Origin of the sequence: Lentzea fradiae (genome assembly GCF_900100955.1) — a bacterium.
Classification (GTDB): Bacteria; Actinomycetota; Actinomycetes; order Mycobacteriales; family Pseudonocardiaceae; genus Lentzea; species Lentzea fradiae.
Genome location: NZ_FNCC01000003.1, coordinates 509721 through 534292, shown reverse-complemented (window position 1 = coordinate 534292; position 24572 = coordinate 509721). Strand labels below are relative to the sequence as shown.

The 24572-nt window shown below is 71.0% G+C and carries 22 protein-coding genes; 11 read left to right on the top strand and 11 right to left on the bottom strand.

Annotated features, from left to right (window positions below):
• Positions 1–317: IS3 family transposase (locus tag BLT23_RS09700; RefSeq protein WP_143035877.1), on the top strand; the 317-nt coding region annotated here is incomplete at its 5' end.
• Between the two features lie 106 nt (positions 318–423).
• Here BLT23_RS09700 and BLT23_RS09695 read toward each other — a convergent pair.
• Genes BLT23_RS09695 through BLT23_RS09680 form a run of 4 tightly spaced genes read right to left on the bottom strand, consistent with a single transcriptional unit; the run spans position 424 to position 5898 of the window.
• On the bottom strand, positions 424–1815 hold the full coding sequence (locus tag BLT23_RS09695) for a nickel/cobalt transporter (protein WP_245743853.1): 1392 nt from the start codon (positions 1813–1815) through the stop codon (positions 424–426).
• Complete coding sequence (locus BLT23_RS09690) at positions 1812–3074, bottom strand: tetratricopeptide repeat protein (protein ID WP_245743852.1); 1263 nt, start codon at positions 3072–3074, stop codon at positions 1812–1814. Before BLT23_RS09690 ends, BLT23_RS09695 begins: the two co-directional genes overlap by 4 nt.
• Before the next feature lie 26 nt (positions 3075–3100).
• Positions 3101–4699: a DUF4331 domain-containing protein gene (locus tag BLT23_RS09685; protein ID WP_090047740.1), complete on the bottom strand. Its 1599-nt coding sequence runs from the start codon at positions 4697–4699 to the stop codon at positions 3101–3103.
• Between the two features lie 23 nt (positions 4700–4722).
• Positions 4723–5898 (bottom strand): pyridoxal phosphate-dependent aminotransferase, encoded by a 1176-nt coding sequence (locus tag BLT23_RS09680; protein ID WP_218133693.1) that lies wholly within the window; start codon positions 5896–5898, stop codon positions 4723–4725.
• A 420-nt stretch (positions 5899–6318) separates the two neighbouring features.
• Between BLT23_RS09680 and BLT23_RS09675 the strand changes: the two genes are divergently transcribed.
• Together BLT23_RS09675 and BLT23_RS09670 are read left to right on the top strand one after the other, a co-directional pair.
• Entirely contained in the window at positions 6319–8370 is a 2052-nt protein-coding gene (locus BLT23_RS09675) for a DNA gyrase/topoisomerase IV subunit B (protein ID WP_090047735.1), read from the top strand.
• A 31-nt stretch (positions 8371–8401) separates the two neighbouring features.
• The gene (locus BLT23_RS09670) at positions 8402–10882 is read left to right on the top strand and encodes a DNA gyrase/topoisomerase IV subunit A (protein WP_090047733.1); all 2481 of its coding nucleotides are present in this window, start codon (positions 8402–8404) and stop codon (positions 10880–10882) included.
• A 243-nt stretch (positions 10883–11125) separates the two neighbouring features.
• Here BLT23_RS09670 and BLT23_RS09665 read toward each other — a convergent pair whose 3' ends face one another.
• The gene (locus BLT23_RS09665; protein WP_090047731.1) at positions 11126–11962 is read right to left on the bottom strand and encodes an alpha/beta fold hydrolase; all 837 of its coding nucleotides are present in this window, start codon (positions 11960–11962) and stop codon (positions 11126–11128) included.
• A gap of 102 nt (positions 11963–12064) precedes the next feature.
• Here BLT23_RS09665 and BLT23_RS09660 point away from each other — a divergent pair, with 102 nt between their 5' ends.
• Entirely contained in the window at positions 12065–12628 is a 564-nt protein-coding gene (locus tag BLT23_RS09660; protein ID WP_090047729.1) for a TetR/AcrR family transcriptional regulator, read from the top strand.
• Here BLT23_RS09660 and BLT23_RS09655 read toward each other — a convergent pair.
• The gene (locus BLT23_RS09655) at positions 12621–13040 is read right to left on the bottom strand and encodes a MarR family winged helix-turn-helix transcriptional regulator (protein ID WP_090047727.1); all 420 of its coding nucleotides are present in this window, start codon (positions 13038–13040) and stop codon (positions 12621–12623) included. The genes BLT23_RS09660 and BLT23_RS09655 overlap by 8 nt on opposite strands.
• A gap of 71 nt (positions 13041–13111) precedes the next feature.
• Between BLT23_RS09655 and BLT23_RS09650 the strand changes: the two genes are divergently transcribed.
• The gene (locus tag BLT23_RS09650) at positions 13112–13936 is read left to right on the top strand and encodes an SDR family NAD(P)-dependent oxidoreductase (RefSeq protein ID WP_090047724.1); all 825 of its coding nucleotides are present in this window, start codon (positions 13112–13114) and stop codon (positions 13934–13936) included.
• Between the two features lie 2 nt (positions 13937–13938).
• Here the strand turns inward: BLT23_RS09650 and BLT23_RS09645 are convergent, their stop codons facing one another.
• Both BLT23_RS09645 and BLT23_RS09640 read right to left on the bottom strand, forming a co-directional pair.
• A complete protein-coding gene (locus BLT23_RS09645; RefSeq protein ID WP_090047721.1) occupies positions 13939–14688 on the bottom strand; it encodes an SDR family NAD(P)-dependent oxidoreductase in 750 nt (249 codons plus the stop codon).
• 107 nt (positions 14689–14795) lie between these two features.
• The gene (locus tag BLT23_RS09640; protein ID WP_090047718.1) at positions 14796–15347 is read right to left on the bottom strand and encodes a DivIVA domain-containing protein; all 552 of its coding nucleotides are present in this window, start codon (positions 15345–15347) and stop codon (positions 14796–14798) included.
• Positions 15348–15442: 95 nt separating this feature from the next.
• On the opposite strand from BLT23_RS09640, the gene BLT23_RS09635 reads away from it, so the two are divergent.
• The 4 genes from BLT23_RS09635 (at position 15443) to BLT23_RS41280 (ending at position 19850) form a co-directional block, all read left to right on the top strand.
• The gene (locus tag BLT23_RS09635; RefSeq protein WP_090047715.1) at positions 15443–15811 is read left to right on the top strand and encodes a YchJ family protein; all 369 of its coding nucleotides are present in this window, start codon (positions 15443–15445) and stop codon (positions 15809–15811) included.
• Positions 15808–16485, top strand: a complete 678-nt coding sequence (locus BLT23_RS09630) for a hypothetical protein (RefSeq protein WP_090047712.1) — start codon at positions 15808–15810, stop codon at positions 16483–16485. The genes BLT23_RS09635 and BLT23_RS09630 overlap by 4 nt, the downstream gene beginning before the upstream one ends.
• A 120-nt stretch (positions 16486–16605) precedes the next feature.
• Positions 16606–19005, top strand: coding sequence for a hypothetical protein (locus BLT23_RS40620; protein ID WP_176946666.1), 2400 nt, complete (start codon positions 16606–16608; stop codon positions 19003–19005).
• A gap of 56 nt (positions 19006–19061) precedes the next feature.
• Entirely contained in the window at positions 19062–19850 is a 789-nt protein-coding gene (locus BLT23_RS41280) for a carboxylesterase family protein (protein ID WP_218133692.1), read from the top strand.
• A 252-nt stretch (positions 19851–20102) separates the two neighbouring features.
• On the opposite strand, the gene BLT23_RS09615 is transcribed toward BLT23_RS41280, so the two are convergent.
• Positions 20103–21107 (bottom strand): GDSL-type esterase/lipase family protein, encoded by a 1005-nt coding sequence (locus tag BLT23_RS09615; protein WP_090047709.1) that lies wholly within the window; start codon positions 21105–21107, stop codon positions 20103–20105.
• A gap of 83 nt (positions 21108–21190) precedes the next feature.
• On the opposite strand from BLT23_RS09615, the gene BLT23_RS09610 reads away from it, so the two are divergent.
• Positions 21191–22153, top strand: a complete 963-nt coding sequence (locus tag BLT23_RS09610) for a GlxA family transcriptional regulator (protein ID WP_245743851.1) — start codon at positions 21191–21193, stop codon at positions 22151–22153.
• Positions 22154–22774 carry a DJ-1/PfpI family protein gene (locus tag BLT23_RS09605; RefSeq protein WP_090047706.1) on the top strand — a complete coding sequence of 207 codons (621 nt, stop codon included), beginning with the start codon at positions 22154–22156 and terminating at the stop codon, positions 22772–22774.
• A gap of 99 nt (positions 22775–22873) precedes the next feature.
• On the opposite strand, the gene BLT23_RS09600 is transcribed toward BLT23_RS09605, so the two are convergent.
• Positions 22874–23518 carry a response regulator gene (locus BLT23_RS09600; RefSeq protein ID WP_090047703.1) on the bottom strand — a complete coding sequence of 215 codons (645 nt, stop codon included), beginning with the start codon at positions 23516–23518 and terminating at the stop codon, positions 22874–22876.
• A complete protein-coding gene (locus BLT23_RS09595) occupies positions 23515–24564 on the bottom strand; it encodes a sensor histidine kinase (RefSeq protein WP_176946665.1) in 1050 nt (349 codons plus the stop codon). The genes BLT23_RS09600 and BLT23_RS09595 overlap by 4 nt, the downstream gene beginning before the upstream one ends.
• Between the last annotated feature and the right edge of the window lie 8 nt (positions 24565–24572).

Below are 24572 nucleotides of genomic sequence, written 5' to 3'. Positions count from 1 at the left end.
TGCCCGACGGCGCCACACCGCTGGTGCACTCCGACCAGGGCTTTCAGTACCAGCACGCCTCCTGGCGCACCCTGCTCGACGACGCGGGCCTGACCCAGTCGATGTCACGGCGGGCCAACTGCCTGGACAACTCGATGGCCGAGAACTTCTTCGGCCACCTGAAGGCAGAACTGTTCCACCACAACAGGTTCGACACCGTCGAGGAGTTCACCGCGGCACTGGACGACTACATCAGCTGGTACAACACCACCCGCATCTCCACCACGCTCGAGGGCCTGAGCCCGGTCGAATACCGAGCCCAGGCCCTCGCGGCCTAACCTTCAGTTAGCCAGTCCAACTTTCGGGGCCCAGTTCACAGCCGAATCCGGGCCCTTCGTCTTGTGGCCGGCCGCGGTAACGCGAGAAGACCCGCATTGGTTTGATTCAGACGGCTTGGAGAGCGAGCCAGGCGCCGACCGCGATCACCAGCGCGGCGGTACCGGCGGGCGCGTAATGCGAGAGCACGCGGCTGGCACGGCCGTGCAGGATTTTCTCGACGCGTTCGCGCGTTTTCACGAGCAGCAGGCCGACCGCGGTGAGCGTGCCGGCCATGCCGATCCCGTAGCCCACCACCAGCAGGACGCCGAACCACGTGCGGCCCAGCGCCACGGCGCCCAGCAGGACCACCAGGGCCGACGGCGAGGGGACCAGCCCGTTGGCCGCGCCCATGCCGATCAGGCTCGCGCGGCTGTACCCGTGCCCGTGTCCATGCCCGTGTCCGTGTCCATGCCCGTGTCCGTGCCCGTGGCCGTGTCCGGCTCCCACGAGCGCGGGTTCGCGGGTCGTCCTGAGGGCCGAGCGCAGCAGCACCACGCCGATCACCGTGATCAGCACGCCGCTGGCGAGCCCGAGCCAGCGCAGCACCTCCTCACCCGCGAGCGCGCTGGAGGCGCTGATGACGAGCCCCAGGAGCAGCACGCCACCGGTGTGGGTCGCGGTGACCGACGCCCCGACCACGAACGCGTCCTTCGGCGTGCCCTGGCGGCCGGCGAGGTAGGCGGCGATGAGCGTCTTGCCGTGCCCCGGCAACGCGGCGTGCGACGCGCCGAGCAGCAGGGACAGCAGCAGGGCCAGGAAGCCGAGCCACGGCGTGAGCTCCTCGCTGCCCAGGATGTCGTTGAGCCGGGCCGCCGTGACGCTGAACGACCGGACCGGCGAGCTGGCGGCGGCCCTCGGTTCCGAGCCGCTGCCCGGTTCGGCCGTGAACACGACGGAGCGGACGTCCATCGGACTGCTCAGCAGGTCCTCCGGGTACGCCCGCAGCTCGTCGCTCACGCTCTCGGTCGGCACGGGTGAGCCGGTCAGCCTGATCCCGGTGCCGGCCGCGGTGATCTCGCGCCAGCCCACCCGGTCGGTGTCCGACTCGTCGCGGAACTCGAGCCTGGCCGGTCGCGTGAGGTCCACCTTCGCGGTGAACTCGCAGACCAGCCTCGTGGTCGCCAGCTCGGCCTGGCCCGGCGGGTGTTCCTTGACGGAGCCGGAGAGCGTCCACGAGATCCGCCGTCCGTCCACAGAGGACAGATCGGTGCGGGCCACCTCGTCGCACCACTGCCGCGCGTCCCGGTCGCGCAGGTTCTCCTGCAACGTCGGGATCTCCGCCACGTCGACCACCGACCGCAGGTCCACGCGGTCCGGGTGCAGGTGCAGCCCGTGGTAGTGGTTGACGCTGAAGTTGCCCAGCGGGTGGCCGACCGCCTCACCGGTGAGGAACAGGAACCCCGCGACCAGCAGGACGGCCACCAGCACGGGCCGCAGGACCCGGCTGGACAGGCTCACCGGCCGCCTCGCAGCTCGGCGAGCTTCCTGCCCGCCTTCAACGCCTGCAACGGGGAGAAGTTCGCGTTGAGCCGCAACGCCTGCACGAGCGCCTCCTGCGCCTCGCCCACCCGGCCGAGTGCGGCGAGGATCATCCCGCGGTGGTAGGAGAACGTCGCGTTCTTCCAGCCCAGCGACATCGCGCGGTCCGAGTAGCCCAGCGCCTCGGCGTCGCGTCCGCTCATGTGCAGCGCCCACGCCATCGCGTCGGCCACGAAGACGCTCTGCCGGCGGCTCCACTCCGTCTCCGCGTGCCGCAGCGCCTGCATGCCGTCACCCCGGTCGGCGGCGAAGAGGGCGGCGGCGAGGTCGTCGAAGGCGCCCTGCGACTCCATCAGCCGCTGCTGCTCGGTGAGGACCTCGTACTGCTTCTCCGCCTCCTCGGCCTTCCCGGCGGCCTCCAGCAGCTCCGCGTACTCCTGCAGGTACTGCGGCAGGGGAGCGCGGGCGGTCAGCCTGCGGTAGCCGTCCAGCGCGGCGGGGACGTCACCCCGTGCCGCCGCGACCTTCGCCATCCCTTGAGTGAGGGTCATGTCGTCTCCTCTCGCCGCCAGTCCCTGCTCGTAGTGCTGCGCGGCTTCGTCGAGCCGGTTGTGGTCGAACGCGAGTTCGCCCAGCCGGTAGCGGCAGAAAGCGATCTCCTCGGGCGTCGCGGCGGCGGCCAGCGCGCGTTGCATCGCGGAGCGGGCACCGTCGACGTCACCGTGGAGCTCGAGGTGGAAGGAGGCGCGGGCGAACGACGCCGTGTTCGGCTTGAGGTCCAGCATCCGCTGCACCGCCGCCTCGGCGCCCGCGTCGTCGCCCAGCTGCGTCAAGGCGTCCGCCAGCACGCCGTGGGCCTCCGCGGAGGAGGGGAGTGCGGCGATGGCCTTGTCCGCCCAGTCGCGGGCGGCGTGGAAGTCGTGGCGGGCGTTCGCGAGCGTGCCCATGCCGATGGCTGCCAGACCCGTGTCACCCGCGTTGCGCAGCGCGCCCTCGGCCTTGGCGTAGTACGCCGGGTCGGCCGTGACGCGCGCAAGCTCCACGTAGGACGCACCCAGCCGCGCCCAGGAGTCCTGGTCCTGCGGCAGGGTGTGCAGCCGTTGCTGAAGCTGGTGCACCACGCGGTGCATCTGGTTCTGCTGCGCCACGGCCGGAACAGGGGGCTCGCCCCCGGCCCTGCTGTCGGCAGGACCGGGGGCGGCTAGGTGGGCGAGCGCCGCGGTGACCAGGAGACCCACCGCGACCGCTTGCCGTCGCTGGTACCTCACCTCGAGTGCGACCCGTACTTGCGGATCGACGCCTGGCGCTTGCGCCAGAGGAAGAAGCCGGCGCCGAACACGGCCGCGGAACCCACCGCCGTGGTCATCGCCATCGGGTCGATCGACCCGATCTTGCCGACCGGGTTCACCGCGACCTCGGCCGTGGTGCCGGAGGCGTTGACGGCCGTGCCGTTGCGGGGCAGGCCCACGTACGGGAAGTTCGCCTCGAACGGCTGGTCGTTCGCGTCGACCTTGTCACCGGTGGCGAGCGCCTCGACGAGCTTGCCCGACGCCGCCGCGCCCTCCATCACCTGGACGGCGATGTCCACCACGTCGTCGGTGAGCCTGCGCCCGTTCGGGAAGCCCTGCGTGTCACCGGCGAGCAGGCCCAGGCGGTTCGGGTTGGCGTTCGGGTCGATCATCAGGTTCAGCCGCAGCATCTCCGCGGGCCGGAACCGGTTCTTGTCCGCGTCGGCGTTGTCGATCTGCGAGTTCAGGTCGGCGTTGATCTGGCCGCCGAGCTTCTTGGTGATGCCGGTCAGGAAGATCTCCGCCAGGTCGTCGCGCTGGCCCTGCGGCGCCGGGATCTTGTAGATCTGCTCGATCAGCTTCGGCAGCTCCGGGTTCACGACCCGGTCCACCAGCTCCTTCACCCCGGCGTCCTGGTCGGGGCGCAGGCCGTTGAACGCGTCCTTGAGACCCGCGGGCGCCACGACCTCGTTGACCAGCGGGTTGCCCAGCCGCGAGACCTGCACGAAGTCGCCGACCGCCTCGGCCTTGCCCGGCGAGAGCTTCATCGTGCGGCGCTGCGTGGTGCTCCAGATGCCGATGTTCGGGTTGCGGTGCACGTCGTTCTTGAGCGCCAGCGCCTGCTTGGGCAGCTGGACCGCGATCGTGTTGACGTTGTAGCCGCGCAGCGTGTCCTGGCCGACCTCGCTCAGGTCGCCGCCGTAGAGCAGGTCGAACACGCGCAGGTCCGCGAAGAACGCGTCCTCCGACGGTCCCACGTAGACCTTGCCGCCACCGGGGATCTGCACGATGGCCTGGTCCCGCAGCTTCTTGAAGTCCGGCATCGACGCGGGGCCGTTCGGCGACGGCGCGGCCGGGGCGTTGCTCACCAGCTTGACCTTCTGGCCGCTCTTGTAGATCGCCTCGAGGTCGTAGCGCTGGCGGAACAACAGGTTCTCGTCGTCCAGCGAGTCCACGACGCCGTTGGTGTACAGGAACGTCGCGTTCTTGCGGCGGTCGTCGGTGCGGAAGGTGAACCGCAACGTGATGTCGGCCTTCGCGTCACCGTCGTTGTCGACGTTGAAGTCGTACTGCGCGTCCTCTGCCCACGGGAAGAAGTTCGGGCCGCCGTTCGGTTCCTGGAACGGGAACCAGTTGCCGACCAGCGTGACGGTGTCCTTGTGGTCGGGGCTGACGAACGCGTACAGGTCAGTGTTGTCGACGGCCGGGTCACCCGCGATGAGCGGGGCCTCGCGGTGCGACGACGCGGTGGCGTTGGTGCCGCCGAACATCGCCGCGTTGAGCAGCGTCGCGCCCACCAGCGCGGCCGCGGCCACCTGGCCGCGCCGGCCGCTGAGGACGTGCGGTGATGACATCTCTGGTCTGCCTTTCAAGGGGGTCACGCGCTGTGCATGAGCAGCGACGGTTCGCTGGAGTGGCTCGAACGGCTTGCGTGGTCTGTCGTCCACCTCGCTTGGGTGAAGTCGCGGATTCCTTCGACGAGCCGGTCCACGTCGTGCTCCGGCCGCACCACCAGGCGCGCGAACCGGCTGCTCATGCCGAGCTTGTTGCCGCACTCGCGGATGAAGACCTGGTGCCGGGACAGCAGGTGGTCGCGCAGCTCGCGCCCGTCCACCCCGTTGCCGAGCTTGACCAGCAGGAAGTTCGCCTGCGACGAGTACACGGTGAGGTCGGGGACGCGCGAGAGCTCCATCCCCATGCGGTAGCGGTCGCGCGAGAGCAGCCGCAGGCTCTCGGCGTACTCCGCCTCGTGCTCCGCGAGCATGAACACGACGGTCTCCGCCAGCGAGTTGAGGTTCCACTTCGGCAGCGTCCTGCGCATCTTCCCGGCCAGGCCGGGGTTCGCGACCAGGTAGCCGAACCGGATGCCGTGCAGGCCGAAGTTCTTGCCGAGGCTCTTCAGCACGACCACGTTGGGCCGGATGGACGCCTCCGCGGCCACCGACGGCATCCGCTCGACCTCGACGAAGTCGATGAACGACTCGTCGATGACGATCAGGTCCAGGTCCGCCAGCTCGTCCATGAACCGGACGATCTCCCTGCGCGGCAGGTAGCCGCCGTCGGGGTTGTTCGGGTTGCAGATGACGGCGACCTTGCTGCCGCGGGTGCGGATGAACTTGACGTACTCGTCGACGTCGAGCTCGAAGTTGGTGCTCTCCTGGAGCAGGAACATGTCGACGCGCTTGTTGTTCTCCATCGGCTGGTCGGTCCAGCGCCCGAAGGTCGGGATCGGGACCGCGACGCTCTCGTGGATCCACAGGTGGTCCATCCACGTGATGAGCTCGGTGCTGCCGTTCGACATGGCGATCGTGGCCGGGTTGAGCCCGAGGACCGCGCTGAGCTGCTGCGCGATCTTCGCCGAGTCGCTCGGGTAGAACTTCAGCACCGCCTCGAGGTTCTTCGACAGCTCCTCGAACATCTCAGGGGTCGGGAAGTACGGGTTGCACGGGATGCAGAAGTCGACGAGCTCTCCGGCGCCGGTCCTCGACAGCTCGAAATAGGACGGGCTGTGCGCGGTCTCCTGGAAGAGACCCGAGTCGACACCATGGCGCACGCGATCACTCCGTCCCTCGGTCCGTTTCCGACACCGGGGCATACGTGCCGGTGTCCGGCCCGGTTCACGGGTCAGTTTCGGGAAGGTCTCGACGGGGTCACGGACGCAACCCCGGCCGCCCCCGCCGCCCGGCGCCGTTGATCGTCCACAGTGGACGTAATGTTTGGCCTGGTCGGGTGCCGGTTGGTCACGCACGTGCTCGGGTATCCAGCCGGGGACGCGCTCGGGCACGTGGTGGGCGCCCGACGGCTGTCGTTTGGGCCGGTTTCCACTGTTTTCGCAGGTGGAGCGGGTGTGGAAGCGGGGTGTGACGCACGGAGCAGGACAGGTCCCTCTCACATGACGGGCGTCCTGGAAAGAAATGTCAGACCAGGCAGATACCCTGCTGGCAGTCCGCACACGATCCAGGGAGCAGTACCCGTGACCGCAGAGACCCTGTACGGGGCCGACGACCTGACGCACCTCGAAGGTCTGGAGGCCGTCCGCAAGCGGCCCGGCATGTACATCGGGTCGACCGACAGCCGCGGCATCAACCACCTCTTCAGCGAGATCGTCGACAACTCGACCGACGAGGGGGTCGCGGGACACGCCACGAAGATCGTCGTCACGCTGCACGCCGACGGCAGCGTCCAGGTCGACGACGACGGCCGCGGCATCCCCACCGACGTGCACGCCAAGTCCGGTCTGTCCGGTGTGGAGCTGGTCCTCACCAAGCTGCACGCCGGCGGCAAGTTCGGCGGCTCCGGCTACAAGACCTCCGGCGGCCTGCACGGCGTCGGCGCCTCCGCCGTCAACGCGCTGTCGCACCGCTTCGACGTCACCGTCCGCCGCGGCGGCAAGGTGCACGAGATGTCGTTCGCCCACGGCGTTCCCGGCGTCTTCGAAGGCCCCGGCCCCAAGGCCAAGTTCACCCGCCAGAGCGGCCTGAACGTCGTCCGCAAGATGAAGCGCACCGAGTCGACGGGCACGTCGATCCGCTACTGGCACGACGCCCGCTACTTCGAGAACGGCGCCGCCCTCGACGTCGAGACCGTCCGCACGAAGCTGCGCAACACGGCGTTCCTCGTGCCCGGCGTCACCTACGTCCTGAGGTCGGCGCTGGAAGACGCGATCTCCGAAGAGGTCTTCCACTACCCCAACGGCCTCACCGACATGGTCGACTTCCTGGCCCCCGCGGGCGACCGCGCCGTGTCCGGCACCCTGGTCGTCACCGGCAGCGGCACCTACTACGAGAACGCCGCCGACGAGAACGGCGTGATGCGGTCCAAAGTGGAGCGTCAGGCCGAGGTGGAGGTCGCGCTGCGCTGGGGAACCGGCTACGAGCGCACCGTCGAGTGCTTCACCAACACCATCCGCAACGTCCACGGCGGCACCCACCGCCGCGGCTTCGACCGCGCCGTCGTGAAGTCGGTCCAGGACGCCATCTCCAAGACCAGGGGCCTGCTCAAGCCCAAGGAGGAGATGCCGACCCTCGACGACGTGCTGGAGGGCATGACCGCGGTCGTCCACGTCCGCATCCCCGAGCCGCAGTTCACCTCGCAGACCAAGGACGAGCTGTCCACCGCCGGCATCACCAAGGTGCTGCAAGGCATCGTCGACCAGCACATCCGCGCGTGGACCGAGGACCGCAAGACCAAGCTCGAGGCCAAGACCGTCCTGCAGAAGGTCGTCGACGCCTCCCGCGTCCGCCTCACCCAGAAGCAGCAGAAGGACGCCGCCCGCCGCAAGACGGCCCTCGAAGGCGCGGCGATGCCCGCCAAGCTGGTCGACTGCCGGACCACGGGGGTGTCGCGTTCCGAGCTGTTCCTCGTGGAAGGCGACAGCGCCCTCGGCAGCGCGAGAATGGCGCGCGTCTCCGAGTACCAGGCGCTGCTCCCGTTGCGCGGCAAGATCCTCAACGTCCAGAAGGCGTCCCTCGCCGACACCCTGCGCAACGCCGAGATCGCCTCGATCGTCCAGGTCCTCGGCGCCGGCACCGGCCGCACGTTCGACCTCTCCCAGATGCGGTACGGCCGGGTCATCCTGATGGCCGACGCGGACGTCGACGGCAGCCACATCCGGACGTTGCTCATCACGCTGTTCGCCAAGTACATGCGCCCGGTGATCGACGACGGCAGGCTCTACGCCGCGATGCCGCCGTTGCACAAGGTCATGACGCGCGGACGGAACCCTGAGACGCACTTCACCTTCACCCAGCGGCAGATGGAGCAGAAGGTCGCGCAGCTGGAGAAGGCGGGCAAGCAGGTCGTCACGCCCGTGCCGCGGTTCAAGGGCCTCGGCGAGATGGACGCGGACGAGCTGTGGGACACCACGATGAACCCGGCGACCCGGTCGGTCCGGCGGATCACGATGGACGACGCCGAAGCCGCCGAGGCCGCGCTGGAGCTGCTGATGGGCGAGAAGGTCGAGCCGCGCCGCAACTGGCTCGTCGAGTCCGCCGCCAGGGTCGACCAGTCGGCCATCGACCTCTGAGCCTTCAGACAGAAAGAGCTGGAACACAGTCATGGCACGCCGCAAGGGACCCACGACCAAGATCGACCCGGCCGCCTTCGACCGGGCCGGCGCCAAGGTGCTCGACAACTCGCTGAAGACGGAGATCGAGGACTCGTACCTGGAGTACGCGTACTCGGTCATCCACTCGCGGGCGCTGCCGGACGCGCGGGACGGCCTCAAGCCGGTGCACCGCCGCATCCTGTTCTCGATGCACGAGAACGGGCAGCGCCCGAACACGCCGTACGTGAAGTCGTCGCGCGTGGTCGGCGACACGATGGGCCGCTACCACCCGCACGGTGACACGGCGATCTACGACTCGCTCGTCCGTCTCGCGCAGGACTTCAGCCTGAACGAGCCGTTGATCGACGGGCATGGAAACTTTGGTAGCCCAGACGATGGACCGGCCGCGAGCCGTTACACGGAGTGCCGCATGTCGCCGGTCGCGATGCAGCTCGTGGGGGAGCTGAACGAGGACACGATCGACTTCCGGCCGAACTACGACGGCTCGTTGCAGGAGCCGTCCGTGCTGCCGGCGGCGTTCCCGAACCTGCTGGTCAACGGCACGTCCGGGATCGCGGTCGGCATGGCCACGAACATGATCCCGCACAACCTGCGCGAGGTCGTGGGCGCGGCGCGGTGGCTGATCACGCACCCGAACGCCGACCTCGACAAGCTGATGGAGTTCGTGCCGGGGCCGGACCTGCCGACCGGCGGCATCCTGCTGGGCCTCGACGAGGTCAGGAAGGCGTACGAGACCGGGCGCGGGGTCGTGCGGATGCGCGCCAAGGTCGAGATCGGGCCGCTGGAGGGGTCGCGCGGCAGGCAGGCCATCACGGTCACCGAGCTGCCCTACGGCGTGGGCGCGGAGCGGATCGTCGAGAAGATCACCGACGAGGTCAACAAGTCCAAGCGCCTCACCGGCATCGCGGACGTGAAGGACCTGACCGACCGCGAGAACGGCATCCGGCTCGTCATCGAGTGCAAGGTGGGCGTGAACCCGCAGGCGCTGCTCGCGGACCTCTACCGGCTCACGCCGATGGAGCAGTCGTTCGGCATCAACAACCTGGTGCTGGTCGACGGGCAGCCGCAGACGCTCGGCCTCAAGCAGCTGCTGGAGGTGTTCCTGCGGCACCGCTACGACGTCGTCACGCGCCGCACGCGGTTCCGCCGCCGCAAGCGCGAGGAGCGGTTGCACCTGGTCGAGGGCCTGCTCAAGGCCCTGATCGACATCGACAAGGTCATCAAGCTGATCCGCGGCAGCGAGAACGCCGCCGCCGCGCGCGACGGGTTGATGAAGCAGTTCAAGCTGTCGGAGATCCAGGCGTCCTACATCCTCGACACGCCGCTGCGCCGTCTCACGAAGTTCGACAAGCTCGAGCTCGAGGCCGAGCAGGACAAGCTGAGCAAGGAGATCGCCGAGCTGTCCGCGATCCTCGACGACGAGAGCGTGCTGAGGAAGCTCGTCTCGGCCGAGCTGGCCGCCGTCGCGAAGGAGCTCGGCGGCGACCGCCGGACCAGCCTGATCGACGGTGACCTCAAGGAGGTGCTCGCGGCGTCGAAGCCCGCGGGCCCGCTGGAGGTCGCGGACGACCCGTGCCAGGTCATCCTCAGCGCCACCGGTCTCGTCGCGCGCACCGCGGCGGAGTCGGAGGAGGTGTCCGAGGGCAAGCGCAGGGCGGGCCGCGTGAAGCACGACGCCGTCGCCGCGACCGTGCACTCCACGGCACGCGGCCAGGTCGTGCTGGTCACGAACCTCGGCCGCGCGTTCAAGACGGAAGTGCTGCCGCTGCCGGTCCTGCCGGAGCAGAGCGGCACGGTGTCGTTGCGCGGCGGCATGGCCGCCTCGGAGCTGGTGCCGTTGCAGAAGGGCGAGAAGGTCGTCGGCATCGCGCCGCTGGACCCGAAGGGCTCACCGGGTCTCGCGCTCGGCACGAAGCTCGGCACCGTGAAGGTGTGCGTGCCGGAGTGGCCGGTGCGGTCCGACGAGTTCGAGGTCATCACGCTCAAGGACGGCGACGAGATCGTCGGCTGCACGTGGCTGACCGACGGCAGCGAGACGCTCGCGTTCATCAGCTCCGACACGTCCCTGCTGCGCTACGACGCGAAACTCGTGCGTCCGCAGGGCCTCAAGGGCGGCGGCATGGCGGGCATCAACCTGCACGGCGACGCACACGTGGTGTTCTTCGGCGCGATCCGCACCGACGACGACGAGCACGGCGAGCCGATGGTCGTCACCTCGTCCGGGCAGAGCGTCAAGGTGACACCGTTCAGCGAGTACCCGTCCAAGGGCCGCGCCACGGGTGGCGTGCGGTCGCAGCGCCTCCTCAAGGGCGAGACGCATCTCGTGGTCGCGTGGATCGGGTCCCGCCCCGCCGGTGCGGACGAGAAGGGCTCGCCGGTGGAGCTGCCGGAGGTCGACCCGCGCCGCGACGGCTCCGGCCACGCCCACCCCGGCCCGGCCGTGGTCGGGCACCTGGTGGAGCGCAACTAGCGCCTCCCGGCGCGTGGAGAGGGACGCGCGTTCGAGGCGGACGCGGGCGCGTCGAGAGACGCGGGAGGGAGCCTTCAGGGCGGCGTGAAACGACGCCAGCTGTGAGGGCCCTCGGCCTCTCGTACGCGGAGTGAGTCGCGTGCGGGTGGTGCGCTCGCATGGGCGGCGGGCTCGCGCGGGTGGTGCACTCGCGTGCGCGTGCTGGGCCCCCTCCCACCCCCGGACTCCACACCACCCCCTGCCTCAGGCGCGGGCCAGTGTCCGCTCCAGGAACGGCAGCGTCAGCGCCACCACCTGGTCCGGCGTCTCGGTGTGCAGGTAGTGCCCCGCCCCGTCGATCACCGCGAGCTCGCCCAGCCCGGCGGGCAGTTCGGCGACGACTTTCTCGCCCTCGGCGCGCGGGTCGGCCCAGTCGGGGTCGGCGCTGCCCTCGACGACGAGCACGGGGCACCGCACGTGCGGCAGCTGGGCGCCCGCGTCGGCGGCGCTGGACTTGCCCATCGCCCGCAGCGCCTCCATGCGGCCGGGCTCGCTCATCTTGGTCTCGATGCGCGCGATCTCCGTGGCCCAGTCGGAGGGCTTGGTGGGCACGGCGAGGTCGAGGTACTTCAGCCAGTTCTCGACGCGGCCCCGCACGAGCATCATGCCCAGCTGGAAGTAGCCGGCGCGGAAGCGCGGCTCGCGGAAGAAGCCGCCCAGGTCGAACGACTGGGCGCGGGTGAACGGGGCCAGCTCGACGACTCCGGCGACCAGGTCCGGTGCGGTGGCGGCGGCGATGGTGGCGGCGCCGCCGCTGATCGAGTGGCCGATGATCACGGCGGGGCCGCCGAGGTGGCGGATCAGGGCGACGAGGTCGCCCGCGATGTCGGTGCGGCTGTAGCCGGGCCAGCCGAGGCTCGAGTCGCCGCAGCCGCGCAGGTCGACGTTCGCCACCCGGTAGCCGCTGCGGACCAGGCCGGGCACGACGAACCGGTAGGAGTGCCTGCTGTCGCCGATGCCGTGCGCCAGCACGACGAGCGGCCCTTCCCCGGTCAGGTCGTAGGCGATGGTGTTGCCGTCGACGGTCATGTGCTCGGTCATGCGAACCCTCCAGCTAATGTGGTTAGCTTAAAGCTAATGACGTTAGCCAAGTCTGTCAACTTCGGGAGGCGGGGTCGATGACGACGTGCTCGGGGGACGCCCGTGCCTAGGGCGGGGCTCAGTCACGCGGCGGTGGTGGAGGCGGGGGCCGTGCTCGCCGACGAGGTCGGGTTCGACGGGCTCACGATGGGGCTGCTCGCCGAACGGCTCGGTGTGCGGACGCCGTCGCTCTACAAGCACGTCGGCTCGCTGGACGCGGTGCGGCGCGGTATCGCGATGCGCGTCGCGCGGGACTTGGCCGAGGTGGCTTCGCGGTCGGTCGTCGGGAAGTCCGGGCGGGACGCGGTGCACGCCTTCGCGGACGCCTACCGCCGCTGGGTGCTCGACCATCCCGGCCGGTACGCGGCCTCGGTGCGCGCGCCGGACCCCGGCGACGAGGAGCACCGGCGGGTCGGGGACGAGTCGGTCCGGGCGCTTCTGGACGTGCTCGCGGGGCTCGGGCTGAGTGAGACCGACGCGGTCGACGCCGCGCGGGCGCTGCGGTCGGCGATCCACGGCTTCACGAGCCTGGAGAACGCCGGCGGTTTCGGGTTGCCGCGCGACGTGGACCGCAGCTACCGGTTCCTGGTGGAGGTCCTGATCGACGGGCTGCGGGCCGTCAGCTGAGGTTGCGGGCGCGGTTCAGGAGGGCTGTCAGCTGCTGCAACTCGTCGTCGTTCAGCGTGCCCAGCGGGGTCCTCGCGAGCACGGAGGCGAGCACCTCCTGGCGCACCTGGCGGCCTTTGGCGGTCAGCACGACGACGCGGGAACGCCGGTCGGACGGGTCCACCACGCGTTCCACCAGGCCGCGGTCGGCCAGTTGGTTCGTCATGAACGACAGGTTCGGCGCGTTGCAGTGCAGGCGTTCGGCGAGCGTCTTCATCGACGGGGGCGCCTCGTCCGGGTCGACGGCCCACAGTGCCTGGAACGTCGCCGTGGTGAGGCGGTGCTCGGCCAGCACCGGGCCGATCAGGTCGACCGTCCGCATCCAGGTGTCGTAGACCGCGGTGATCGCCGCGGTGAGCTCGGACGCGGTCATGCCCCCATCCTACCGATGGTTCGAGACTTGAAGTATCGTGCGTGGCGACAGATGCTTCGAGTCTCGAACTAATGGAGGAACCCGTGGACTACCGGGGACGGACCGCGCTGGTCACCGGCGCGTCGAAGGGCCTGGGCCGGGCGCTCTCGCTGGACCTCGCCCGGCGGGGAGCGCACGTGGTGCTGCTCGCCCGCTCGGAGGAGAGGCTGCGCGGGCTCGCCGCGGAGATCGGCGAGCAGGGCGGGACGGCCGACGTCGTCGCCGGTGACCTCTCGGCCGCCGGCGAGCCCGAACGGGTCCTGACCGAGCTGGAGGACCGCGGCCTGGTCATCGACCTGCTGGTCAACAACGCCGGCGCGGGCACCGCGGGCCCGTTCCTCACCCGGCCGCTGGCGCCGCAGCTCAGCTCCGTGGCGCTCAACATCGACGGCCTGCTCGCGCTGACCTACGCGCTGGGCACCGGCTTCGTGGCACGCGGCTCCGGCGGCATCGTCAACGTGGCGTCGACCGCGGCCTTCTCGCCCATGCCCTACCAGGCCAGCTACGCCGCCGCGAAGGCGTTCGTGCGGTCCTTCAGCGAGGCGCTCGGCGAGGAGCTGCGGGGGACCGGCGTCCACGTCATGACCGTGCACCCCGGTGCCGTCGCGACCAGCTTCTTCGACGGCACCTCCGCCGTGGTCCACCCCATCGCCGACCGGCCGGAGACCGTGGCCGCCCGCGTCCTCGACGACTTCGCGAAGGGGCGCGCGACGTCCTTCCCCGGCAGGCCCGTGACCAGGGTCGTCAACCGGGGCATGACGTGGGTCCCGCGCTTCCTGCCGCGCGGCGCGCTCGCGCGGGTCGCCGCCGCGTTCAACCGGAAGCTGGGCCTGCACCGGGTCGTCGACGTCGCCTGACCTCAGAGCTGGAACCCGCCGGACACCTCGATGTCCTGCGCGGTGATCCACCGGCCGTCCGCGCCCGCCAGCGCGGCGATCGCGACCGCCACGTCGTCCGGCTCGCCGAGGCGGCCGAGCGCCGTCTTCGCCGCCAGCGCGGGGATCACCTCCGGGTACTTCTCGAAACCGTCGTCGCCCAGCCGCGTCCTGGTGGGGCCGGGGGAGACGGAGTTGACCCTGATGCCCCGCACACTCAGCTCCTTGGCGAGGTAGCGGGTCAGCACGACGAGCCCGCCCTTCATGGAGGCGTAGCCGGAGTAGCCCGGTTCGGCGATCTGCGTGGAGCTGCTCGTCGTGTTGACCACGGTGCCGCCGTCGGCCAGCAGCGGGAGCAGGGTCTGCGTGAGGAAGAACGGGCCCTTGAGCAGCACGCGGTAGAGCCGGTCGAACTGCTCCTCCGAGGTGTCCGGGAACAGGGCGGGCGACGAGAAGCCCGCGTTGTTGACGAGGACGTCGAACGAGTCCCTGCCCCAGCCCCGCAGCACCTCGGCGACCTGGTCGCGGAACGCGGGGAACGTGTCGCCGCGACCCACGTCCAGGGGCAGGGCGACGGCCTTGCCGCCGTGGCGCTCGACGGCGGCGACGGTCTGCTTGGCGCCCGCCTCGTTGGAGCTGTAGGTGAGGACGACCGAGGCGCCCCGCCGCGCCAGTTCGACGGCCGTGCTCGACCCGATGCCCGAGCTGCCACCGGTCACGATTGCGACTGACATCTTCCTACCACCCGTTCGGCTCGCTGGTTTCTGTCAAGACAATGAGACCAGCGGAAACAGTCGGGGCGGCAGAACGAAGCCACCGCGTTCTTGCCTGATCCTCCCGCCTATTCGATGTGCAGGTTCTGCACCCTCGCCTCCGCGACGATGCGCTCCGCCTCTTCGCGTGCGACGGTGCGCAGCTCGGCCAGCGCGCGCATCGCCTCCGCGCGACGCGCCGCCATCGCGAGCCGGAAGTCCTCGCGGATGCTCTCGCGCTTCGCCGCGGCCTCCTCGTCGAGCCGCCGGGCGTTCTGCTCGGCCTCCGCCACGATCATCAGGGCCTTGAGCTGCGCGTCCCTGATCACCTCGCGGCGCTCCTCCTCCGCGAGGGCGACCATGTGGGCGAGCCGCTCCGGCAGGCCCTTGGGGTCGACCGGGGTGAGGCAGACGCGCTCCAGGCCGTCCTGCAAAGCGGCGTTCTCCTCCAGGACGGCAGTAAGCCTGGCGGCCAGTGCGTCCGCGCGGGCCTCCGAGGCGTCGCGGTCGGCGGTGACCAGCCGCAGCTCCGCCTCCAGCTCGGCGACGTAGTCGTCCACCTCCGCGCGGTCGTAGCCGCGCCACCTCAGCCCGAACCACGTGCGCAGCGGTACGAGCTCGGTCTTGCTGTCGACGCTCACGCCTGCCTCCTCCGCCTCCCGCGAGTCAGTCCTGTCAGGGGGTACGTACGTGGCCTCGCATCGGTTCTAACGGGTTCACCAGGCACAATGGCGGCGTGAACACCAAACTGTGCCCCTGCGGGACCGGCCAGTCCTATGTGGACTGCTGCGGTGCGCTGCACTCGGGAGCCCGCACCGCGGCCACCGCCGAGCAGTTGATGCGGTCGCGTTACAGCGCTTTCGCCGTGTCCGACGAGGACTACCTGCTGCGCACGTGGGCCGCGAAGCACCGGCCCGCGAGCGCCGGGGTCGACCCGTCGGACCGCTGGCTGAAGCTGGAGATCGTGGCGACCGAGAACGGCGGTCTGCTGCAGAACGAGGGCGTCGTCGAGTTCCGCGCGCACTACGTCGGCGGGATCGTGCACGAACGCAGCAGGTTCGTCCGCGAGAACGGCCAGTGGGTCTACGCGGAGGCGTTGTCGTGAGCACCGTGCGGATCGCGGGCCGGTTCAACGGGCCGCCGGGGTCGGGCAACGGCGGCTACTCGGCCGGGATGCTCGCCGCGCACGTGGACGCGCCCGCGGTGAGCGTGCGCCTGCGCAAGCCCGTGCCGCTGGACCGCGACCTGGAGGTCGTCGGCGGTGACCTCCTCGACGGCGAGACCGTGATCGCCTCGGCCGAGCCCGCGACGCTCGACCTCGACGTGCCCGCGGCGCCGACGCTCGACGAGGCGCGCGCCGCGCAGGCGAAGGTGCCGTGGCGCGACCGGCACCCCTTCCCGACGTGCTTCGGCTGCGGTCCCGGCCGCGACGACGGCATCGGCGCTCTCCTCGGGCCGCTCGACGGACGGCCGGAGTGGGCCGGGGTCTGGCGGCCGGACGACGTGCTGCCGAACGACGGGACGCACGTCCTGCCGGAGGTCGTCTGGGCCGCGCTCGACTGCCCGTCCGCGCAACCCGTTGCCCCGGACGGGGGTCCCGCGTCCGTGCTGGGCACTTTTGTCGCCCAGGTGGCGCAACCCGTCCGGCTGGGCGTGGACCACGTGCTGCTGGCGTGGGAACTTGGCCGGGAAGGGCGCAAGGCCCACTCCGCGTCGGCGATCATCGGTCCTCACGGTGTGTGTGGACGGGCTCGGGCGGTGTGGATCTCTATCGGATGAGCTCAAATAACACGACTGGGTGACAAGGGTGCGAAGCGTCTTGATAGCGTGCACCACCATTGCCCGGGTTGAGCCGAAAGGGCGAGTGAACGGGATGGCACGGAGGTGATCAGGCGCTTGATGGGCCGACGTGCCGCCGCCCATGGCGACCAGCAAACACAGACCACGGGTTCGAGCGAGCTGACGAACGCGGATCTGTATCCCGTCGAGCAGCCCCCGGCGGTGCCCGCACCGCCGGAACCGGTGGCGGCCCCGCGGGCGCCGTACGCGGCGAACTTCGTCGGGGCGACCCTCGTCGTCTCGGCACCGGAGGGACCGGGCCAGGGCGCGACCGGGCTCGCGCGCACCCTCCCCGTCGACCGCGGCAGGACCGTGGTCGTCGTCGACTTCCCCCCGGGAGCCGACCAGAGCACCTTCTGGCCGCACGTCGTGACCGCGCTGAACGGCCGCGGGCCCATCCGGCTCGCGGTCTCGCACGCGGGCTCGATGCGGCCGACCGCGCCGGCGCAGTGGCTGTCCGAGCAGCTGCAGGCCGAGGTCGTCGCGCCGGACGGCGTGCTGACCACGGTCCCCGGTGCCGCGTTCGTCGTGGGCACCCAGGGCTACGGCAGCTGGGTGAGGTTCCAGCCGAACGCGTCGCCGATGCCGTTCGGCCGCCGCTTCCCGGTGCCGCAGTGGGAGGCGATGGACCCGAACTCCCCGTGGCCCACGGGCGAGATCGGTATCTCCGAACCCGTCCCGGCCGGGCTGTGGCTGCGCGCGCAGCAGCCGCCGTTCGACCCGGCCGCGCAGGACTCGCGGCCGATCGTGGCGCTGCCGTGCCGGGAGAACGTCCTCACCGTCGTCGTCGGCGGTCCCGGCCAGTCCGCGATCCCGACCGACGAGGTCTGCCGGCTGCTGACGGCGCTTCCCCAGGCGGCCCGGTCGCGCGTGCGGCTCGTCCCGTACGGGGTTGACGCGTCGCTGGGCCGCGAGGTCGCGGACGCGCTCGGCGAGCCCATCGCGATGTTCACGGGCCTGCCGGTCGGCAACCTGCGCACCGGCGGTCCCGCGGTGATCGCGGTCGACCCGCGCGGGCAGCAGACGTGGCGGCCGTTCGTCACCGAGGTGACGTTCCACCCGGACGAGACCTTCCCGACCGTGTCGGGCTATCGCGCTCCGGTGCCGGGACTCGCGGAAGTCTCACCCGGCGTGTTCTCCCTCGGCGACGGCGTCGTGCTGGAGGTCGTGCCCTCGGGTCTGTGGGTGCGCGAACAGGACGAGCCCTACAACGCGGCCGAGGTGCGCTCCCAGCCCGTCGACCCGGAGTGGGCGCGTCTGACCGTGGGCACACCGGGACGGACGACGCCGGGTGCGGTCGCCGTGCACGGTGCCGCTCTCGTGGAACGCCTTGAGCCCGAGGTGCGCAAGCTGCTGCGTCTGGTGTTCTGCGACGCCAAGGTGTCGCCGCCTCCGCCGCCGCCCCCACCCGCGCCGTCGAGCACTCCAGGACAGCTCGCCTCGGCGTTGAACGCGGCCAAGCAGGCGCTGTCGGCCCGCGACTCGGCGGACAACGGCAGCGGGTTCTTCGCCGCCGTGACTCCGGCGGAGCCGGAAGCCGAGTCCGACCAGCCGGCGTACGCGTCGATGGAGGCCGGTCCGGCGATCGCGACCGTGCCGTCCCACGCGCTCGACGACCCGGACGAGGCCGCGTTCCCGTCCGACGACCCGGACTCCACGCCCATCCGGTTCCGCGTGGACGGCCCGTTGCCGCTCGCGCCGCTGGCCGTGTGGGAACTTCCGTCTGACGGCAGCGACGAACGCGAGACCGTTCCGCCGGATCACAGCAGTTCTGACGCGGAACGCGACACGGTCCGACGAGCGCTCGGCGAACGCTACGGCGCCCACGCGGCCACGGTCTGCCGTCTGCTGGCACAGCGACCCGACGCCGAGGAAGACCCGACGGCGTTCGAGTCGATGGTCACCGACCTGACGGCACTGCTCGCGTGCGTGTCGCAGGACGAGGAGATGGTCGTGGACAGGCTGCGCACCGGAAACCTCGGCCGGATGCGCCCGTACGTCGCCTGCATCGTCTCGGCGCTGAACCGCCTGCCCGTCTACAACGGCGTCGTGGCGGTGTGGGGCCTCACCGGCTCGACGGGCCCACGCCGCTACCGCAGCGGCGACGTCCTCGTGGAGCACGGCCTGCTGGACGCCGTCGCGAACCCGTCCGGCCGCATCGAGGGCGCCACCGAGTACCTGCTGTGGTCGGTCACCGGCCGCCGCGTGGAAGTGGCGGACCGCGTCGCGATGGCGACGGAGGAGCGCGTGCTGTTCACGCCCGGCACGCCGTTCCGGGTGCTGGCCGTGGCCGAGGCGGAGGGCGACCACCCGCAGCAGGTGCTGCTGCAGGAGATGGCGGGTCCCCTGGCGGACCAGGAGATCGCCGGGATGCGGCCCAGCGTGCTCTCGCAGCTGGAACGGGCCGCGGCGAACCTGCGGGTCCTGCCGGTCTCGCACAAGGTCGCGGTGGAAGCCTGAACCTCGGCATCCGGTACGCCGAACCCGCGACCGGCCCACTGCGCCTCCGCCCACCGGTGGACTGCGACGGCGAGCCGGCCGGCGGGTTCGGCGACTCCCACACGTTGAACGTCTGGTCCACGACGGACGGTCCCGCGCCCGTGCTGCTGTGGGTGCACGGCGGAGCGAACACCGTCGGCTCGTCCTCGCAGCCGGAGTACGCCGGTGACGTCATCGCGAGTCACGGCGTCGTGTTCGTCAGCTGCAACTACCGGCTGGCGCTCGACGGGTACGGCGCCCTGGAAGGGGTTCCGCACAACCGCGGGCTGCTCGACGTCGTGTCCGCGTTGCGCTGGGTCCAGCGCAACATCCACCGCTACGGCGGCGATCCGGGCAACGTCACGGTCGCCGGCCAGTCGTCGGGGGCGCAGACCGTCGCGAGCCTGATGGTGATGCCGGCGGCGAAAGGTCTGTTCCACCGGGGGATCGCGCACAGCCTGGCCGGCCGGTTCTTCACGCCCGATGAGGCGGTCGAGGTGCAGCGGGCCGCGGAGCCGGATGTCGTGTGGTACCAGCCGATCGTGGACGGTGACACGGTGCCGCGCTCGCCACTGGAGGGGCCGTACGACGTGGACCTCCTGGTGTGCCACACCGAGGACGAGGACGCGGAGCTGTTCCAGCGTCCGACCGTCCGGCTCGCGGACGAGCACGGACGCGCGTTCCGGTCCGTCTACGCCAGGGATCCCGCTCATCACGGCGCCGACGTGCCGGACATGTTCCGCGGCGACATCGCGCGGGCGTGGGCGAGGTTCGCCGCGACCGGCGATCCGGGCTGGCCGCGTCACGAGACCAAGCGCTGGGTCTGAGCACGGTCCCCCGACGGAAGCCGAGCCCCCCAGCATGCTTCCAGAAGCGCTGTCCGTAACCCCCCCCGCCCCGCTCGCGACTCTCTTTCGTGTTTCCCTTGCCGCACGCGGGGCCCTTTCGTTCGCGTGGTTAGTACGCGGGGCCCCCGCGTACTAAAGCCACGTCACGCTGGGGAGGCGGGACCGCTGGAGCGGGTGGCACACGGGTGGGTGTGTGAGAGCGAAGGCGGGACAGCGCCTCTGGTTCAGCGCCTAGCCCTCGGTCGTCAGGCCCAGCGTGCCGTCCAGCCGGGGGACGCACGCCCCTTCGCGCTTGTCGGTGGCGAGGAACTCGCCCAGGCACCGGCCGACCTGCTCGTGGCCGCGGGCGTTGGGGTGGAACGACTCCTGGAGGGCGTGGGAGGCGCGGCCCTCGTCGCGCAGACCGTCCCAGTCGACGGACAGGCGGGTGAACCACTCGGTGGAGGCGTTGGAACCGCCCGCGCACGCCTCGTGGCCCTCGCCTGCCCGGGACAGGTCCAGGAAGCGGGCGTTCGCCCGGTCGGCGGCGGTGCGCAGGCCGTGGGAGAGCTCCGGCACCGCGTCTTCGACCACCCACTGGAGGTCCGCTGTGCGCAGGGGACAGCCGGAGAGGTTCTGCAGCGACTGCGGCATCTTCGGGGACACCGGGGACGCGTACGACTGCACGACGAACTGGTACGAGGAGTCGAGGTAACCGGAGTCGCGCATGGTCTGGCGGATGGTGTTCAGGGTGTTCTCGACCTTGGGGATCATCCGGCGCACGCGCTTGGACCACTCCGGCGCGACGGACGAGGTGCAGTCGGTGCGCCTGCCCCAGCCCTCGAAGCACTTGTTGAGGATCTCGGAGAAGCGCGGGTCGTCGTTGGCGCCGACGGCCACGACGATCGCCACGACCCGGTGGGAGTTCGCGATCTCGCTGAGCCGGGGGAGCTGTTCGACGCGCAGCTTCTCGGAGTTGGCGCCGGAGCACGCCAGGTTGAACCTCTGGTCGGCTTCCACCGGGGTCTTCATGATCTCGGCGTCGAGGGAGCGGTGGCACCAGTTGCCGCCCTCCTCGCCGTCGGTGCCGCTCTCGTAGTTGCCGGCGCCCTCACCGGACATGGTGCTGTCGCCCAGCGCCACCACGGCGGTCCGCGACTCGCGGTCGGGATCGGAGGGTGGCGGGAACGGGTGGTCGCTCACGACCACCAGGATCGTGAGCAGGCCGATCAGCACGAGGGGCAGCACTCTCCGCATCGGTGATCAGTTTACCGGCGGGTGGCCGAATCCGAGGGTGACTTGGCGTTGCCGCCACCACCCGTCCTGGGGAAAGTGGAGGTGTGGGGAAACCGAGGGAGATCGTCGTGGTGGGGTACGACCACGCCGCGTTGCTGGACTTGGCGGGGCCGGTGGAGGTGTTCCACTCGGCGAACTACGGTGAGACGCGTTACGAGGTGACGCTCGCCACGCTCGGGGGAGCGCCGTTCACCGCGACGGCCGGGGTGCGGGTCGAGGCGGCGGCCGACCTGGGGGTGCTCGACCGGCCGATCGACACGCTGCTCGTGGTGGGGGGCCGGGGCTTCGACGAGGCCGCGGCGGACCCGGCGCTCATCGGGCACCTGCGGCGGCTCGCGGCCAAGGCGCGCCGGGTGGCCGGGGTGTGCACGGGTGCCGTGGTGCTGGCGAGCGCGGGGCTGCTCGACGGGAAGAGGGCGACGACGCACTGGGCGTTCACCGGGGAGCTGGAGCGCCGCGGTGTCGACGTCGAGCCGGACGCGATCTTCGTGTGCGACGGGCAGGTGGCCACGTCCGCGGGCGTGACGGCGGGCATCGACCTCTCGCTGGCGATGGTCGAGCAGGACCACGGGCCGGAGGTCGCCCGCCGGATCGCGCAGTACCTCGTCGTGTTCCTGCAACGGTCGGGCGGCCAGTCGCAGTTCAGCGTGCACACGCGGGCCAAGCCCGTGCGGGACGGCTCGCTGCGCGCGCTGCTGCACGACATCCACGCCGACCCGGCCCGTGAGTGGACGGTGCCGGCGATGGCGCGCAAGGCCATGATGAGCGTGCGGCACTTCGCCCGTGTCTTCTCCAGCACGGTGGGCGTCTCGCCCGCTCAGTACGTCGAACGAGCCCGTGTCGAGGCCGCCGCGGACCTGCTGGCGAGCACCGGCGACTCGCTCGACACCGTCGCCCGGCAGGCGGGGTTCGGCTCGGCCGAGACCCTGCGCCGGGCTTTCCTGCGCGTGCTCGGCGTACCGCCGGGCAGCTACCGCGCCCGTTTCCGGACTACTGGAGTCGCATAGATGGAAGTCACGTTCGTTCTCTACCCGAACATGACGTCGCTCGACCTGATCGGGCCGTTCGAGGTGCTCGCGTCCGTTCCGGTGGTGACGCCGAAGTTCGCCGCCGCGACGCTCGACCCGGTCAGGTCGGACAACGGCCTGGTCGTCCAGCCCACGCACACGTTCGCCGACGTCGAGTCGACCGGCATCGTCGTCGTGCCGGGGTCGGGGCGGTGGAAGAAGGTGCTGACGGAGTCCGGCGAGCTGGTCGAGTGGCTGCGGGCGGTGCACCCGACGACGAAGTGGACGACGTCGGTCTGCACCGGGTCGACGCTGCTCGCGGAGGCGGGGCTGGTGTCGAGGGCGACGACGCACTGGGCCGCGCGCGAGGACCTGGAGGTGCGCGGCGTCGAGGTGGCGCGGGAGCGCGTCGTGTTCGACGGCAAGGTCGTGACCGGCGCGGGCGTGTCGGCGGGCATCGACATGGCGCTGCGGCTGGTCGAGGCCGAGTTCGGGGAGGAGGTGGCGCAGGCCGTGCAGGTCGGCATCGAGTACGACCCGCAGCCGCCGCGCGCCTTCGACTCGATCCCGCCGGAGATCGCGCAGGGCCTGAAGACGGCGTTCGACACTTCCTCCCGCTGACCCCCGTCACCACACTCGGGTGGCGGAGCCGTGCCCGGGAACACTCCGCTGTCGTCCACGTCGAGCAGGGCCAGGTGGTCGCGGGGATCGGCCTGCGCGTCAGGTGAGTCCCGACTGGACGGCGAACACCACGAGCTGGGCGCGGTCGCGCGCGCCCAGCTTCACCATCGCCCGCGACACGTGCGTGCGGACGGTCGCGGGCGAGATCACCAGCCGTTCCGCGATCTCGTCGTTGGACGCGCCGGACGCGACGTGCCGCATGATCTCGCGTTCGCGTTCGGTCAGCTTGTCCAGGTGCGGCACGGGCCGTGCCGAGGCGCCGGACGCGAAGCGGTCGATCACCCGGCGGGTGACGGACGGGGAGAGCAGCGACCCGCCGTCGGCCACCACGTGCACGGCGCGCAGCAGGTCGGCCGGGTCGGAGTCCTTCACCAGGAACCCGGACGCGCCGGTGCGCAGGGCCTCGAACACGTACTCGTCGAGGTCGAACGTCGTGAGCACGACGATCCGCACGGCCGCGCACGCGGGGTCGGCGGACACCCGGCGCAGCACCTCCAGGCCGTCCATGAGCGGCATCCGGATGTCGAGGAACACCACGTCCGGCTTCACCGACTGGATCAGCGACAACGCCTCGCGGCCGTCGGCGGCCTCCCCGGCGAGCTGGACGCCGTCCTCGGTCTCGATCAGCGTCCGCAGCCCCATGCGGACCAGCGGCTGGTCGTCGGCCACCACCACGCGAATCATGACGGCAACGGTATCCGGGCGATCACCGCGAAGCCGTGGGACGCGTCCACCTCCAGCGTGCCGCCCAGCGCCTCCGCCCGCGAGCGCATGCCGGTGATGCCGTGGCCCTCGGTGAACGCGCCGGGCGTGCCGGTGTCGGTCACGTGCACGACCAGCTCGCCGCGCACGGTGTAGACGCGCACGGACGCGGTGACGCCGGGGGAGGAGTGCCGCAGGACGTTGGTCAGCGACTCCTGCACGATCCGGTAGACGGCCAGCTGGTGGTTCTCCGGCAGTCCGGCGTCCTCGACCTCCGTCGAGACCTCCAGACCGGCCTCGCGCATCCGCGCCGCGAGCGCGGGCAGGTCGGCCAGGCCGATCGCGGGGGTGAGCGGAGCGGAGCCGCGCAGGGTGTCCAGCTCGGACCGCAGGCCCTCCAGCGACTCCTTCGCCGTGTCGCGGATGGCCTCCAGCGAGACGCGGGCCTTGGCCGGGTCCCTGTCGAGCACGTACAACGCCACCCCGGCCTGCATCGCGATCACCGACAGGCCGTGGCCCACGACGTCGTGCACCTCCTGGGCGAGCCGCAGCCGTTCGGAGATCACGGCCTTCTCGCGGCTGTCCACAACGGACTTGCGGCGCACCTTCATCAGCACGCCCGCCACGCCGGGCAGCAGGATCCAGCCCGCGGACCAGGTGAACCACGAGACGATCCCGCCGTCCCACGACACCAGGACGGCGAGCGAGTAGACCAGCGCGGCCACGGCGGCCAGCTCGACGGCGGCGTACGTGGCCACCGCGTACACGGCGGCGGCACCACTCAGCAGGACCGGCCCGTACGGGTAGCCCAGCCCGAGGTACAGGGCGATGGCCGCGGTCGTGACCGCGACCGTCCACACCGGACGCACCGAGCGCAGCAGCAACCCGGCCGCCGCCAGCGTCACGAGCAGGTAGGCGGGGGCGTCGAGGGGGTCTGCGCCCTGCAACCGCGCGGCGACCGTCGTCCCGCCGAGGCCGGCGAACAACAGGGCTGTGGTCAGGGCGAAGTCCTGCCAGGGGATCCGCATGGTGCCGA

Coding starts and splice junctions, on each gene's coding strand:
- BLT23_RS09685 (WP_090047740.1), bottom strand. CDS start 4,699: ATGTCATCACCGCACGTCCTCAGCGGCCGGCGCGGCCAGGTGGCCGCG.
- BLT23_RS09670 (WP_090047733.1), top strand. CDS start 8,402: ATGGCACGCCGCAAGGGACCCACGACCAAGATCGACCCGGCCGCCTTC.
- BLT23_RS09665 (WP_090047731.1), bottom strand. CDS start 11,962: ATGACCGAGCACATGACCGTCGACGGCAACACCATCGCCTACGACCTG.
- BLT23_RS09655 (WP_090047727.1), bottom strand. CDS start 13,040: ATGACCGCGTCCGAGCTCACCGCGGCGATCACCGCGGTCTACGACACC.
- BLT23_RS09650 (WP_090047724.1), top strand. CDS start 13,112: ATGGAGGAACCCGTGGACTACCGGGGACGGACCGCGCTGGTCACCGGC.
- BLT23_RS09645 (WP_090047721.1), bottom strand. CDS start 14,688: ATGTCAGTCGCAATCGTGACCGGTGGCAGCTCGGGCATCGGGTCGAGC.
- BLT23_RS40620 (WP_176946666.1), top strand. CDS start 16,606: ATGGGCCGACGTGCCGCCGCCCATGGCGACCAGCAAACACAGACCACG.
- BLT23_RS09615 (WP_090047709.1), bottom strand. CDS start 21,107: ATGCGGAGAGTGCTGCCCCTCGTGCTGATCGGCCTGCTCACGATCCTG.
- BLT23_RS09605 (WP_090047706.1), top strand. CDS start 22,154: ATGGAAGTCACGTTCGTTCTCTACCCGAACATGACGTCGCTCGACCTG.
- BLT23_RS09600 (WP_090047703.1), bottom strand. CDS start 23,518: ATGATTCGCGTGGTGGTGGCCGACGACCAGCCGCTGGTCCGCATGGGG.
- BLT23_RS09595 (WP_176946665.1), bottom strand. CDS start 24,564: ATGCGGATCCCCTGGCAGGACTTCGCCCTGACCACAGCCCTGTTGTTC.